Source organism: Rahnella variigena, assembly GCF_003610915.1.
GTDB lineage: Bacteria > Pseudomonadota > Gammaproteobacteria > Enterobacterales > Enterobacteriaceae > Rahnella > Rahnella variigena.
In genome coordinates this window covers 3516666-3530672 of sequence record NZ_NSDJ01000001.1, presented here as the reverse complement: position 1 = coordinate 3530672, position 14007 = coordinate 3516666, and the positions used below count along the sequence as shown (strand labels likewise).

At 52.2% G+C, this 14007-nt stretch carries 13 protein-coding genes, 1 pseudogene and 1 other annotated feature; of the genes and pseudogenes, 4 read left to right on the top strand and 10 right to left on the bottom strand.

Annotation, left to right across the window (positions count from 1 at the left end):
* Nucleotides 1-103: 103 nt before the first annotated feature.
* Nucleotides 104-400: a YciI family protein gene (locus CKQ54_RS16360; protein WP_120161397.1), complete on the bottom strand. Its 297-nt coding sequence runs from the start codon at nt 398-400 to the stop codon at nt 104-106.
* Nucleotides 401-613: 213 nt separating this feature from the next.
* Here CKQ54_RS16360 and CKQ54_RS16355 point away from each other — a divergent pair, with 213 nt between their 5' ends.
* On the top strand, nt 614-1345 hold the full coding sequence (locus CKQ54_RS16355) for an energy transducer TonB (RefSeq protein WP_112288832.1): 732 nt from the start codon (nt 614-616) through the stop codon (nt 1343-1345).
* 88 nt (nt 1346-1433) lie between these two features.
* Here the strand turns inward: CKQ54_RS16355 and yciA are convergent, their stop codons facing one another.
* The 3 genes from yciA to CKQ54_RS16340 all read right to left on the bottom strand — a co-directional run bounded on the left by yciA (nt 1434) and on the right by CKQ54_RS16340 (nt 3333).
* Nucleotides 1434-1874, bottom strand: a complete 441-nt coding sequence (gene yciA / locus CKQ54_RS16350; protein WP_013575935.1) for an acyl-CoA thioester hydrolase YciA — start codon at nt 1872-1874, stop codon at nt 1434-1436.
* A gap of 64 nt (nt 1875-1938) precedes the next feature.
* Entirely contained in the window at nt 1939-2478 is a 540-nt protein-coding gene (locus CKQ54_RS16345; protein ID WP_120161399.1) for a septation protein A, read from the bottom strand.
* Between the two features lie 99 nt (nt 2479-2577).
* Nucleotides 2578-3333, bottom strand: coding sequence for a YciC family protein (locus CKQ54_RS16340; RefSeq protein ID WP_120161401.1), 756 nt, complete (start codon nt 3331-3333; stop codon nt 2578-2580).
* Between the two features lie 435 nt (nt 3334-3768).
* On the opposite strand from CKQ54_RS16340, the gene ompW reads away from it, so the two are divergent.
* On the top strand, nt 3769-4401 hold the full coding sequence (ompW, locus tag CKQ54_RS16335) for an outer membrane protein OmpW (RefSeq protein ID WP_112288835.1): 633 nt from the start codon (nt 3769-3771) through the stop codon (nt 4399-4401).
* 89 nt (nt 4402-4490) lie between these two features.
* Here the strand turns inward: ompW and CKQ54_RS16330 are convergent, their stop codons facing one another.
* The 6 genes and pseudogenes from CKQ54_RS16330 to CKQ54_RS16300 all read right to left on the bottom strand — a co-directional run bounded on the left by CKQ54_RS16330 (nt 4491) and on the right by CKQ54_RS16300 (nt 11599).
* On the bottom strand, nt 4491-4805 hold the full coding sequence (locus CKQ54_RS16330; RefSeq protein WP_095921655.1) for a BON domain-containing protein: 315 nt from the start codon (nt 4803-4805) through the stop codon (nt 4491-4493).
* 217 nt (nt 4806-5022) lie between these two features.
* Nucleotides 5023-5829 (bottom strand): tryptophan synthase subunit alpha, encoded by an 807-nt coding sequence (gene trpA, locus CKQ54_RS16325; protein ID WP_112288836.1) that lies wholly within the window; start codon nt 5827-5829, stop codon nt 5023-5025.
* Nucleotides 5829-7019, bottom strand: coding sequence for a tryptophan synthase subunit beta (gene trpB / locus CKQ54_RS16320; RefSeq protein ID WP_112288837.1), 1191 nt, complete (start codon nt 7017-7019; stop codon nt 5829-5831). The genes trpA and trpB overlap by 1 nt, the downstream gene beginning before the upstream one ends.
* Before the next feature lie 44 nt (nt 7020-7063).
* The gene (trpCF, locus tag CKQ54_RS16315; RefSeq protein ID WP_120161403.1) at nt 7064-8428 is read right to left on the bottom strand and encodes a bifunctional indole-3-glycerol-phosphate synthase TrpC/phosphoribosylanthranilate isomerase TrpF; all 1365 of its coding nucleotides are present in this window, start codon (nt 8426-8428) and stop codon (nt 7064-7066) included.
* A gap of 3 nt (nt 8429-8431) precedes the next feature.
* Nucleotides 8432-10035, bottom strand: a pseudogene (trpD, locus tag CKQ54_RS25800) (bifunctional anthranilate synthase glutamate amidotransferase component TrpG/anthranilate phosphoribosyltransferase TrpD).
* A gap of 1 nt (nt 10036) precedes the next feature.
* The gene (locus CKQ54_RS16300) at nt 10037-11599 is read right to left on the bottom strand and encodes an anthranilate synthase component 1 (RefSeq protein WP_120161406.1); all 1563 of its coding nucleotides are present in this window, start codon (nt 11597-11599) and stop codon (nt 10037-10039) included.
* A 55-nt stretch (nt 11600-11654) separates the two neighbouring features.
* Nucleotides 11655-11757, bottom strand: a sequence feature (Trp leader region).
* 334 nt (nt 11758-12091) lie between these two features.
* Here CKQ54_RS16300 and rnm point away from each other — a divergent pair.
* Together rnm and CKQ54_RS16290 are read left to right on the top strand one after the other, a co-directional pair.
* Nucleotides 12092-13021: an RNase RNM gene (rnm, locus tag CKQ54_RS16295; protein ID WP_425272789.1), complete on the top strand. Its 930-nt coding sequence runs from the start codon at nt 12092-12094 to the stop codon at nt 13019-13021.
* A gap of 34 nt (nt 13022-13055) precedes the next feature.
* A complete protein-coding gene (locus CKQ54_RS16290; RefSeq protein ID WP_112288841.1) occupies nt 13056-13676 on the top strand; it encodes an L-threonylcarbamoyladenylate synthase in 621 nt (206 codons plus the stop codon).
* Nucleotides 13677-14007: the final 331 nt, after the last annotated feature.

Genomic DNA, 14007 nt, shown 5'->3' with positions numbered 1-14007 from the left:
AGTTAGACAATCAACTGGCGTAAGCAAAAGTAAAGTTGATTAAAGCAGGAGAGAGGACAGGGCACAGGAAACGACGGGCAGCCCGAAGACTGCCCGAAAAATATCAGAATACGCGTTTGAACGGTTTGACGATGACTGATTTATAGACACCAGCGGCGACATAAGGGTCAGCATCGGCCCACACTTTGGCGTCTTCGAGCGTTTCAAATTCAACAATCAGTACGGAGCCGGTCATACCGGCAGCGCCCGGATCTTCACTGTCGATGGCCGGAGTCGGGCCGCCGATCAATACGCGGCCTTGTTCCTGCAATTTTTTCAGGCGTTCGATGTGCGCAGGGCGGGCAGCGGCACGTTTCTCCAGTGAATCCGAAACATCTTCAGAATAAATAACGTAAAGCATGAGTCACCTTTAATTGGGTTTTATAGAGCGATTTGCAGCGTTCAGGTGCTGCCAGAGCGTTTTGCAGAATTAACATAGCTAAACCTGAAGTCCGGGGAAAGTGCTTTGCGTAGGATCAAAGCAAAGGTTATTTGAGAATAGTTGTCATCTCGGTGTTGAATATGATTGCTATTTACATTTAAACTTGCGGCTTCACGGGGAAAATGAATCATTATGCCGCTAAAAAAGTTTAGATTTATCCGCAAGGTTACGATTCCGGTTGCGCTTGCTGTCAGTTTGCATGTCGCTGTTATCGCCGGCGTTTTGTATATGACAGTCGGTGAGTCGATCAAATTGCCGACGCAGGAACAAAAGGTGATGAGCGTGACGATGGTTAATCCCGCTGATTTTGCGCCACCTCCGCCGCCGCCTCAGGCTGAACCGACGCCACCTGAACCCGAGCCTGAGCCGGAAGTGGTGCCTGAACCGCCACCTCCGCCAGAAGCCGTGGTGATCCCTGAACCACCGAAACCCAAACCGAAACCGGTTAAAAAACCCGTGGTGAAACCAAAGGTTAAGCCTGTTGAACGTCCGGTAGAAAAACCGACGCAAACAGTCCAAACCGCGCCGGTGACCAGCAATCAGCCGGTAAACAAACCGTTCAGTCAGCCGCCAGCGTCAACCAATGCAAAAAGTGACAGCGGGCCACGTCCGCTGCAACGCGGGCAGCCTGGTTACCCGGCACGTGCTTTGGCTCTGCGTATCGAAGGCCGTGTACGTGTGCAGTTTGATGTAGACAGTGACGGTCGCGTGCAGAATATCCGCGTGTTGTCAGCCGAACCGCGCAACATGTTTGAGCGTGAAGTGAAGCAGGCGATGAACAAATGGCGTTATGAGCCTAAAGCGGCGAGCAACCTGATTGTTAATCTGGTGTTCAAAATCAAAGGCGGCAGCAGCGTGGAGTAACACCTGCTGCGGATTCTGACGTTCAGAACAATAAAAAAGGTCGCCCCTCAAGGCGACCTTTTCGTTTTTCAGCATTTCAGGAAATCACTCAGTCCTGAGAAACACCGTCTGAATCAACGCTGAAATTACTGCGTCCATCCGGCAACTGACGCGATTTGCCTTCGTCATCCACGGCGACATAGGTAAAGACCGCTTCAGTGGCTCTGTAACGCTGTCCGATAGGTTCAGAAGAGACTTTCTTCACCCAGACTTCAACATTTATGGTAATCGAGCTGTTGCCGGTACGGATACAACGGGCATAACAGCACACCACATCACCGACCGCGACCGGCTTGAGGAATGTCATGCCATCAACGCGAACCGTCACGACGCGACCTTTAGCGATTTCCTTCGCCTGGATCGCACCGCCCATGTCCATCTGTGACATCAGCCAGCCGCCAAAAATATCACCGTTTGCATTGGTGTCAGCGGGCATCGCCAGCGTACGCAACACCATTTCACCATTGGGTAAGCTATGTTTTTCGTTCATGTATTGGGCTTCACACTGTCAAAAGATTAAGGCCTTTCAAAGAAAGGCCCGTGCAAAAAAATGCTTATTTTTTTTCATCATCCGGCATATGCCGGTAAATATAGATACCACTTAACAGCGTAAATACCAGTGTCAGGGCTGTCAGGCCAAAGACCTTAAAGTTGACCCAAATATTCTGTGGCAACCAGAAGGCGACATAGATGTTCGCCAGGCCGCACAGCAGGAAAAAGATCGCCCAGCTGATGTTCAGTTTATTCCACACGTGATCCGGCAATGTCAGCTCTTTACCCAACATACGCTGGATTAACGGCTTTTTCAGCACCAGCTGACTGATCAGCAATGCGCCGGAGAACAGGACGTAAATCACGGTCACTTTCCATTTAATGAATTCATCATTATGGAAAACCAGGGTCAGGGTGCCGAAAACCGCCACCATCGCGAAGGTGATTAACGTCATCTTCTCGATTTTACGGTACAGAACCCAGGTGATCACTAATGCTAACGCGGTGGCAGCGATTAACGCGCCTGATGCGACAAAGATGTCGTAAAGCTTATAAACCACAAAAAAGACAATCAGGGGGAGAAAATCGAGGAGCTGCTTCATACTTCATTCCATGTTTTATGTATGGGATGACTATACCGGATTCATTTCACGGACAAAAGAAAAGGGCGCCGGAGCGCCCCTTAAAAACGTATGTCTATATTATGCATGTAATTTCATGTAAAGACGGAACAGATAAATCAGCATAAATGCACTGATTATATTGCTGACTGCGCCGAGAATAACGGCGCCAATCATCGGATTGAGTGCGCTCAGAACGCCGACAAACAGCATCAGAACCACTTGTGCCACAATCCACAACATCACAGCCGGTGCCACAAGACGTACATTTGAGAAGGCCAGACGTGTACTCAGGCGCATCGCTTTGAAGGCACCCGTGTTCTCTTTGCACGCGATAACCGGGGATAACGCCCATGCAATCGCAATCAGGAAAGCAGGAACAAACAGCAGTGCCAGCCCGATACGGAACATCACGCTGTAAATGAAGAGCAAAATAGCCAGACGCGGCAGAACCGGCAGTGAAGCAGTCATCACCTGAACGACACTGGCGCGTACGCCCTGAGAAACCAGCTGAATAAGCGTTAATACGCCGCCGACCAGAATGACGTTGCCGGCCAGAGTGGAAAACAGTGCTGCCAGGCTATAGCGGAAAATAGCGCTTTGCTGCTCCGGAGTAATTTGCTGTTCGATATAACCCATCATATCGCCGACGCTCATGCCGGTCATGTTGCTCATCAGTTGGCCGATAGCATCGATCTGCTTAGCGGAAGGACTTAAAACCCAGCTCAATATGACGGTAATTAATGCGGCCAGAACCGAGAGCGCCAAAACGCTACTCATCTGATTACGCATAAAATTATAACTGTCACGGTACAACGTACTGGCCGTGATAGACATGGACGCTCCTTGGCAAAAAGCAAAAATCAATAAGGCGGGGATTGTACCCTTTAAATATACTCCGCCGATAGTTTTGCGCTGATTTCCTGTCAGTCTGCCTGATGAATCTCTGCGTAAACGTCGCTGAGGTGACTGAGAACAATCGCCAGTAAATTCGTATTCAACCCACGGCACCATTTTAAAACCAACTTGTGTATGCAAATTACGCAACGCTATTTTTTTAGCAACTGAGATTACACCTGTTAACAAATCTACAAAACCCCCTCATTTTTGATGCAGATCAATTCCTTTGTTTTTATAGATTTAGATCGCTTTGCGGAAGATGCATTTTCTTACTTTTTGTTTTAAAGATGTGATCTCGCATTGATCAAACCATACCAAAGAGTAGGTATCATTCGCGCGGTTGATAAATAATCCACACAAAGGGAAGGGACAATGAAAGCAGCATATTGGGCATTAGTCGCAGCAGCGGCATTTCCGGCAGTCGCGAGCGCACATCAGGCAGGGGATGTGATTTTTCGCGTAGGCACCGCCACGGTACGTCCGACAGAAGGTTCGGATAACGTGCTGGGTCTGGGGTCATTTAATATCAACAACAATACCCAGATGGGCTTAACGCTGGGCTACATGTTCACCGACAACATCGGCATGGAGTTGCTGGCCGCGACGCCGTTCCAGCACAAAGTCGGTTTGCAAAGTACCGGGACAATCGCAGAAGTGAAGCAGTTGCCGCCTTCATTGATGGCGCAGTATTACTTCGGTGACAGACAGGACAAATTGCGTCCTTACCTCGGTGTGGGTATCAACTACACCACGTTCTATGACACGGATTTCAACCAGACCGGGCGTGATGCCGGGCTGTCTGATTTAAGCGTCAAAGATTCATGGGGCGTGGCAACGCAGGCGGGTCTGGATTACAACCTGGACGACAACTGGTTAATCAACATGTCTGTGTGGTGGATGGATATTGATACGGAAGTTAAATTCAAAGCCGGTGGTGAGCAGCAAAACATCAACACCCGGATCGATCCGTGGGTCTTTATGTTTGGCGTCGGCTATCGTTTCTGATTTTAAAGAACAAAACACAAAAAAAAGAGGCGCTTCGGCGCCTCTTCGCTTTTCAGTTTACCGCATTTGCGTATACCGCATTCGCGGGCTTATTTCACCCGCATATCATTTTCAATCGAACGTACACCTGCAACGCCACGCGTCACTTCTACCGCACGGTTTGCATCCGCTGTTGACGTCACAAAACCACTTAACTGCACGCGGCCTTTAAAGGTCTCGACGCTAATCTCAGTGGATTTAATCGTTTTATCGGCCAGCAGGGCTGATTTTACTTTTGTTGTGACAACAGTGTCATCGATGTAACCACCGGTTCCTTCTGATTTTTTAGTCGGTGCACACGCGGCAACGGCCATGACCACAACGGCTGCCATGCAGAATGCGGACAATGTTTTGAATAGCTTCATAAAATAACTCTCCATGATTTGTTATAAAACCAAAAGAAACAAACGTTTAACTGAGCAGATGATATCTCTCTCACGTACAGTATCATTGATCTGCTGAGTAATTTTAGTTTGGATTATTGAAATGGGTAATACAAATTAAGCGGGGTAAAAAAAAGTAAGAAATTAAAAGAAACAGAACCTTAGTCACTGTATGACTGAGGTTCTGTTTTAGAGAAGGTTATGCGCGGGTTGCGGCCTTCATTTCACTGACAAAGCGGGAAAGCTGAGCCAGCATTTCAGAAGGCTGATGCTGGTTGTTTTCGATGATACGCACTGTCGCTGAACCGGAAATCGCACCGGCTGCGCCTGCGGCCAGCGTTTCTTTCACCTGTGAAGGTTCAGAAATACCAAAGCCCTGCAATGGTGGCGCGGCATTGTATTCCCGCAACTTATCAACCATGTGATTTAACGGCGTCAGCGCGCGCTTCTCCGTACCGGTAACGCCAGCGCGGGACAGCAAATAGGTGTAGCCGCGACCATGAGAAGAAATCTCACGCAGCAAGTCATCCGACGCATTTGGCGGGCAGATGAAAATTGGCGCAATACCGTGGCGCAATGCAGCGGCGCGGAACGGCGTGGATTCTTCAAACGGCACATCGGCCACCAGCACAGAATCGACGCCCACTTCAGCGCAACGCTGATAGAAGGTTTCGATACCGTTGTGGAACACCAGATTGGCGTACATCAGCAGGCCAATCGGAATGTCCGGATGCTTTTCACGAATGCGTGCGAGCATATTGAAACACTGCGTCGGTGTCACACCCGCTGCGAAAGCGCGCAGGTTAGCATTCTGAATCGTCGGGCCGTCAGCCAGCGGGTCAGAGAACGGGATCCCCAGTTCCAGCGCATCCGCACCGGCTTCAATCAGCGTGTCGATGATGGACAGGGAAAGCTCAACGCCCGGATCGCCCAGCGTAACGAAAGGAACAAACGCGCCTTCTTTTTTGCTTTCCAGACGCTTGAATAATTGCTGATAACGTTCCATTAAATTTCTCCCCGGGCAGTCAGGATGTCGTGTACGGTGAAAATGTCTTTGTCGCCGCGACCTGACAAATTCACGACCAGGATTTGTTCTTTCTCTGGCGTTTCCTTGATCAGTTTCAACGCATAAGCCAGCGCATGTGAGGATTCCAGCGCAGGAATAATCCCTTCATGACGGGACAATTCTTTAAAGGCATCCAGCGCTTCATCATCGGTAATCGACACATATTCTGCACGGCCGATACTGTTGAGGAAGGCGTGTTGCGGGCCGACAGACGGGAAATCCAGACCGGCTGAAATCGAGTAGGACTCTTCAATCTGACCTTCAGACGTCTGCATCATTGGCGCTTTCATGCCGAAATAAATGCCGACGTGACCGTGTTTAAGCGGCGCGCCGTGTTGTCCGGTTTCGATACCCAGACCGCCCGGTTCAACACCAATCAGTTTCACGCTGGTGTCGTCGATGAAATCTGCAAACATGCCAATGGCATTGGAACCGCCACCGACGCAGGCAATCACCGCATCCGGCAGACAGCCTTCGCGTTCCTGCATCTGGGATTTGGTTTCTTCGCCGATCATGCGCTGGAATTCGCGCACGATAGTCGGATACGGATGCGGGCCTGCTGCGGTGCCCAGCATGTAGTGGGCTGTTTCATAGCTGCCGGACCAGTCACGCAGTGCCTCGTTACAGGCATCTTTCAGCGTGGATGAACCGCTGTGTACCGGGATCACTTCCGCACCCATCAGGCGCATACGGAACACATTTGGCGACTGACGCTCAATGTCTTTGGCACCCATATAAATCCGGCATTTCAGACCGAGCAGGGCGCAGGCCAGAGCCGATGCCACACCGTGCTGGCCGGCACCGGTTTCAGCAATAATTTCTGTTTTGCCCATGCGTTTTGCCAGCAATGCCTGACCCAACACCTGGTTAGTCTTATGCGCGCCGCCGTGCAGCAAATCTTCACGCTTAAGATACAGCTTGGTTTTAGTACCGGCGGTGAGGTTTTTGCACAGTGTCAGCGCCGTCGGGCGACCTGCGTAGTTTTTCAGCAAATCAATAAATTCAGCCTGAAACTCAGGGTCGCGCTGTGCGCTGACAAAGGCTTCTTCCAGCTGAACCAGCGCAGGCATCAGAATTTGCGGAACATACTGGCCGCCAAATTCGCCGAAGTAGGGATTAAGTAAAGTCATGTTATTCCGTCCTGTCTGTCAATTTTTGCGTCATTGCGTGCGGCTTAGTACGCCCGCAATGTCTGGAATACGGCGGTAATTTTTTCGGCATCTTTGATGCCCGGCTCGCTTTCAACACCGGAGTTGAAATCCAGACCTGCACAACCGAGCTGTGCGGCTTCAACACAGTTATCAGCGCTCAGGCCACCGGCGAGTAACGTATTGCTCAGATCGTGACCGGCCAGTTTACTCCAGTCGAAACGATAACCGGTGCCGCCTTTGCCGTTGTCGAGCACGTAACGATCCACGTGGTTCAGGTCGCGCGCGGGCAATGTTTCTTTGACGCTCAGCGCTTTCCAGATCTGCACGGCTTCCGGCAGCGCTGCGCGCAGTTCATCGATATAGGCCTGGCTCTCATCGCCGTGAAGTTGCACGGCGGTCAGTTTCAGAATCTCTGCGGTTTGTACCACTGTGCTGACGGTTTCATCGCGGAACACGCCGACATATTTCAGCGGCGCGCCGTTCTGCACTTCTTTCGCCAGCGTTTGTGTGACGAAACGCGGTGAGGTTTCGACAAAAATCAGTCCGCCATAAATGGCACCGGCGTCGTACGCCGCTTTGGCGTCCTCAGCGCGGGTCAGGCCGCAGACTTTATTATCACCGAGCAGCACACGACGCACGGCAGCGGACAAATCTTGTTCTGACATCAGCGCGCTGCCAATCAGGAAACCATTGGCGAAGCGGCTGAGCTCACGAATTTGCCCGTAAGTATTAATGCCGGATTCACTGATGACCGTCACGCCGTGCGGAACGCGCGGTGCCAGTTCACGGGTGCGGTTCAGGTCGATGGATAAATCGCGCAGGTCGCGGTTATTGATACCGACCACTTTCGCTTTCAGCTTAACGGCGCGATCCAGTTCTTCTTCATTACTCGCTTCGGTCAGTACGCCCATATTCAGGCTGTGAGCGACGGCGGCGAGCTGAACGTACTGGTCATCATCCAGCACTGACAGCATCAGCAAAATCGCATCGGCCTGATAAAAGCGGGCCAGGTGGATCTGATACGGGTCGATAATAAAATCTTTGCACAGCACCGGCTGTGTGACGGTTTTGCTGACCAGCGGCAGGAAATCAAAACTGCCCTGGAAGTATTTCTCATCGGTTAATACTGAAATGGCGGACGCATGGTCTTTATAAACACTGGCGATTTCTACCGGATCGAAGTTTTCGCGGATCTTCCCTTTCGACGGAGAGGCTTGTTTACACTCCAGAATAAAGGCCGTTCTTGCACCTTGCAGGGCATGGTAGAAACTGCGCTGGCTCTGAGTTATTTCGTTCTGAAAGCTGGCCAGCGGTTGTTGTTCTTTGCGTGCCGCGACCCAAATTTCCTTGTCGCGAACAATTTTGTGGAGCACGGTTTCCTGCTGCATCACTTATCCTCTTGCTGCCAATGCCAGCACGCGCTGGTAAGGTTCACCGCTGCGCATGACGGCCAAAGCCTGTTGTGCGTTTTGCTTTAAGTCTTCCTGACCGAACAGACGCAGTAACATCGCCACATTGACGGCTACCGCGGCTTCATGGGCCGGATCTCCTTTACCTTGTAATAAGCGTGCCAGAATGTCACGGTTTTCTTCCGGCTCGCCGCCCAGCAAGGATTCAATCGGATAATTATCCAGACCGAAGTCCTGCGGCGTCAGTTCATAAGTGGTGATTTTACCGTCTTTCAGCTCGGCAACCTGTGTGGCTGCGTGGATAGCAACCTCATCCATTCCGCCGCCGTGAACCACTGCCGCACGCTCATATCCCAGCGCACGCAATGTTTCGGCAATCGGCTGCACCAGCTCCGGGCTGTACACGCCAATCAGCGCCAGCGGCGGACGTGCCGGATTAATCAGCGGACCCAGCACGTTAAACAGCGTGCGGGTTTTCAGTGCTTTGCGCACCGGCATCGCATGGCGAAAACCAGTGTGATATTGCGGTGCGAACAGGAAACACACGTTCAGGTCATCCAGCGCGGCGCGGGATTCTTCCGCTGGCATATCCAGACGGATACCAAACGCCGCCAGTAAATCCGACGAGCCCGAACGGCTGGACACGCTGCGGTTGCCGTGTTTCGCCACGCGAGCGCCACACGCCGCGGCCACAAAGGCGCTGGCGGTAGAAATGTTGATGCTGTTGGTGCCATCGCCGCCGGTGCCGACAATGTCTGCGAACTGATAATCAGGACGCGGGAACGGTTCCGCGTGTGCCAGCAACGCTTTGGCGGCACCGGCGATTTCAGCCGGTTGTTCGCCACGCACTTTCATGCTGATTAATGCACCGGCCAGCTGCGCCGGTTCCAGTTCGCCATTCACGATGGCGGTAAATAACTGCTGGCTTTCTTCCTGCGTCATTGTCTGAGCGCGAAACAGATTTTCGAGAATGCCGGGAATAGTTTGCGTTTTCATGACAGTTCTCCTTACGCCAAAGCCCAGGCCAGTGTCTGCTCAAGCAGACGGGCGCCCTGTGAAGTTAAGATGGATTCCGGATGGAACTGGAAACCGCAAACGCGATCTTCTTCGTGACGCACTGCCATCACCATGTCGCCGAAACGGGCGTTAACGGTCAGACCGTCGGGGATCTGGCTGCCGACCAGCGAGTGATAACGTGCTACCGGCAGCGGGTTGTTCATACCGGCAAACATCGCTTCGTTGTCATGCGTAACAGAAGACGCTTTACCGTGCAGAATTTCACCCGCCTGACCTACAAATCCGCCGTAGGTTTCGACAATCGCCTGATGACCCAGGCAGATACCGATAATCGGTAACTGACCGCGCAGACGTTTCAGCAGTTCCGGCATACAGCCCGCTTCGGAAGGCGTACCCGGACCCGGAGAAAGCACCAGCACGGGTTTTTCCAGCTGGCTGAGTTTTTCAATAATCACGTCAGCCGGGATCTGATTGCGGTAAATCACCACGTTATGACCACTTGAACGCAGCTGATCGACGAGGTTGTAAGTAAAGGAATCGATGTTATCGATGAGTAAGATATCGGCCATCTTAAAATACCTCTTTCGCATTGTGGGCGGTGGCGATGGCGCGCAGGACTGCACGGGCTTTATTACGGGTTTCGTCGGCTTCAGCTTGCGGGACGGAATCCAGCACCACGCCGCCGCCTGCCTGCACGGTGGCAATGCCGTCTTCGACATAGGCTGAGCGGATCACGATGCAGGTATCTAAATCACCGTGAGCGGTGAAGTAGCCAACCGCGCCGCCGTAACTGCCGCGACGTGTCTGCTCGGAAGCGGAAATCAGCTGCATAGCGCGAACTTTCGGTGCGCCGGTCAGCGTGCCCATATTCATGACGGCCTGATAAGCATGCAGCACGTCCAGGTCATGACGCAGTGTGCCGACCACGCGGGACACCAGATGCATCACGAAAGAATAACGGTCAACTTTGGTCAGGTCGGCGACGTAACGGCTGCCAGGTTCACAGATACGCGCCAGGTCGTTACGCGCTAAATCCACCAGCATCAGATGCTCGGCCAGTTCTTTATGATCGGTACGCATTTCCAGTTCGATGCGGCTGTCGAGATCTAAATCCAGTGAACCGTCAGCACGGCGACCGCGCGGGCGTGTGCCTGCAATCGGATAGATTTCGATCTGGCGATTCGTCGCGTCATATTTCAGCGCGCTCTCTGGCGATGCGCCGAACAACGTGAAATCGTTGTCCTGCATGAAAAACATGTACGGGCTCGGGTTGTTGTTTTTCAGCGTTTCATAAGCGGCCAGCGGAGCAGGGCACGGCAGTGAGAAACGACGTGAAGGCACGACCTGGAAAATTTCACCGGCGCGGATCGCCACTTTCATTTTTTCAACAACGGCACCGAACACCTCGTCACTCTGGTTCACGCTCAGTTGCATTTCCGGCACGCTCTGATGCGCAATGGCGTGCGCCGGTAATTGCAGCTGATGTTGCAACTGTTCCAGACGCTCGTGCAGGCGCTGTTTCTCTTCAGCTGAAGGTGTAAACAAGCTGGCCTGCAGACGGCAGGAGCGGTTCTGATGGTCAAGCACCAGCAGGGTTTCTGCCAGATAGAAACAGAAATCCGGGCAGCGCTGATCAGAAGGCAGTTGCGGTAAATCTTCGAAACCGGCGACCAGGTCATAAGCAAACAGACCGCCGAGGAACATCGCCTCGCGTTCATCAGCAGGCGTTTCAACTGAGGTCAGAATGCTACGCAGTGCGTCAAATACGGAACGTGAACGCAGACGGGCATCTTCGTCCTGCATCTGGTCAATCACCGGGAAGCTCAGTTCGCGACCGTTCGGACGAACATCATTGCGGATTTCAGCCGGTAATGCGGCGTCAATCAGTGACAGTAAAGCCGCGCCGTTGGGGGTCAGTGCCTGAATGGAAACCCGGGAACCCAGCGCGGTGATGCGCAGGGCGCTGTCAACAATCAACAGGCTCTTCAGGTTTTCTTTGCTGGTCACTTCTGAGGATTCAAGCAGCAGCGTAGCCGGGCGTGCGCCACAAAGCTGGTGGAAAATGGCCGTCGGGTCGCTGCGATAACATCCTTCTGCGGTCAGCAATTCTAATCGTGGTTTCTGAATAGTCATTTTGCTTCCTGAAATTTTTTAACGTTTCTGTAAAACAGATTTCAAATAGACGGCCACAAAAAAGCCCGCATTATGCGGGCTTCGGAAATCTTGCAGCGTCTGATGACAGCTATGCGTGATTATTCCGCCCGCCAAAGGGAAGTACGCCACCAGCTGAGAACCGCCATCATGTGAGTTTTCATCATCAGACACTCTTGTTTGTTTATGAAGCTAACGTCTTTAAAACGTAAGCTTTCTGAATCGGTTTGTCACGCTGTTCATTTCTGAACTGTCCCGTGAACTTGCGTACTAGTAAACTAGTTCAGCGATGTAAAGTCAACCCTCTTTTTCATGCACTTCCCCGCTTTAGTGCGGCCGTGGTGCGGCTGTATTGTGCAAAAAGTGTTATCGCACCGTTGCAGTGCATCACGTTCAGGTGAAAATCATCCCTAACGTGAAAAGCCCTAACGCGTTATGATGGGCGCTGCATTCAGAAACAGGTTAATTCCCCACGTGACGACGACTTTACCCGTAAACACTTCATCTTCAGCAGACGATCAGACCCCCAGCACTGCATTCACGATCTACGATCTTCACAGCCATACCACGGCGTCGGACGGCTATCTAACGCCTGAAGCACTGGTCGCGCGTGCGGTGGAAATGCGGGTGGGCGTTCTGGCGATCACCGATCACGACAGCACGGAAGGGCTGGCGCGGGCGGCACAAGCCATTGCTGAAAATCAGCTGCCGTTGCAACTGGTGAACGGTGTTGAAATTTCTACATTGTGGGAAAACCATGAAATTCACATCGTCGGGCTGGGCATCGACCCTTTGCATCCGGCGATGATCGAACTGCTGAAAGTGCAGGCCGATTTACGTCAGCAACGTGCGCAGGAAATGGGCCGTCGTCTGGCGAAAGCGCGTATCGAAGGTGCATGGGAAGGCGCGTTGCGTCTGGCCGATGGTGGTGCCGTCACCCGGGCACACTTTGCCCGCTATCTGGTGGAATTCGGTGCGGCTGATAATATCGCCCAGGTGTTCAAAAAATTCCTCGCCAAAGGCAAGACCGGCTATGTTCCGCCACAGTGGTGTACAATAGAACAAGCGATTGATGCGATTCATCAGTCTGGCGGACAGGCCGTGGTCGCCCATCCGGGGCGTTATGACTTGTCCACAAAATGGCTGAAACGCCTGCTCGCGTTCTTTGCGGAACAGGGCGGCGATGCGATGGAAGTCGCGCAGTGTCAGCAGGCACCCAATGAGCGTGCGCAACTGGCGGCTTACGCCCGTGACTATAATTTGCTCGCCTCGCAGGGGTCTGATTTTCATCAGCCCTGTTCGTGGATTGAGCTGGGGCGCAAACTTTGGCTTCCCGCAGGCGTTGAACCGGTATGGCAACACTGGCCGGTCGCCGGGAAACAGCCTGAAATTGAACTGGTCTGAAGCCCGACCGCAGAAGAAGAATTAAGAGGGAACAATGAGTCAATATTTTTATATTCACCCTGAAAATCCGCAGCCACGTCTGATTAATCAGGCGGTTGAATTGCTGCGCAAGGGCAATGTGATCGTTTATCCGACGGACTCAGGCTATGCGCTGGGTTGTCGTCTGGAAGAAAAGAACGCGATGGAGCGCATTTGCCGCATCCGTCAGTTAGACGGAAACCACAACTTTACTCTGATGTGCCGTGATCTCTCTGAGCTGTCCACTTACGCTTACGTGGATAATTCGGCATTTCGTCTGATCAAAAATAACACGCCAGGTAACTACACGTTCATTCTGAAAGCGACCAAAGAAGTGCCGCGTCGCCTGATGAGTGAGAAGCGTAAAACCATTGGTCTGCGCGTGCCATCAAACCCGATTGCTGTCGCATTACTCGATGCACTAGGTGAGCCGCTGATGTCCACCACGCTGATGCTGCCGGGCAATGACTTTGCAGAATCTGATCCGGAAGACATCAAGGATAATTTAGGCAAGCTGGTTGATCTGGTGATTGACGGCGGATCCCTCGGTCAGCAACCGACGACGGTGATTGACCTGACCGAAGCGTCACCGGAAGTGATACGTGAAGGCGCGGGCGATCCGGCACCTTTCCGCTGATCTTCCCGTGAGCCATTTTTTACATTTTGTTTGAAAAATAATCAGCCCGTAACGTCCTTAGCGGGATACAAATTACTGATAAATGTGTATAATGGCGGGCTGACTTTTTTGTAAGTCGTTGTATCACTACGCAATAACTGAATTTTGGCGGGCAGATGGCGAATCACGTCATGCTGCCGGCTCCCCCCGACGCCTGTGAAGGCGACAAATGAGGCTGCTCAATGAGCGAGAAGTATAATTCCCAGAAGCACACCAGCGATAAAGCCAAACCGGCACGTCCATCTGGTGACAAGCCAAAAAGTGGCAGAAATTCCGGCGCAGCTAAAAGCCG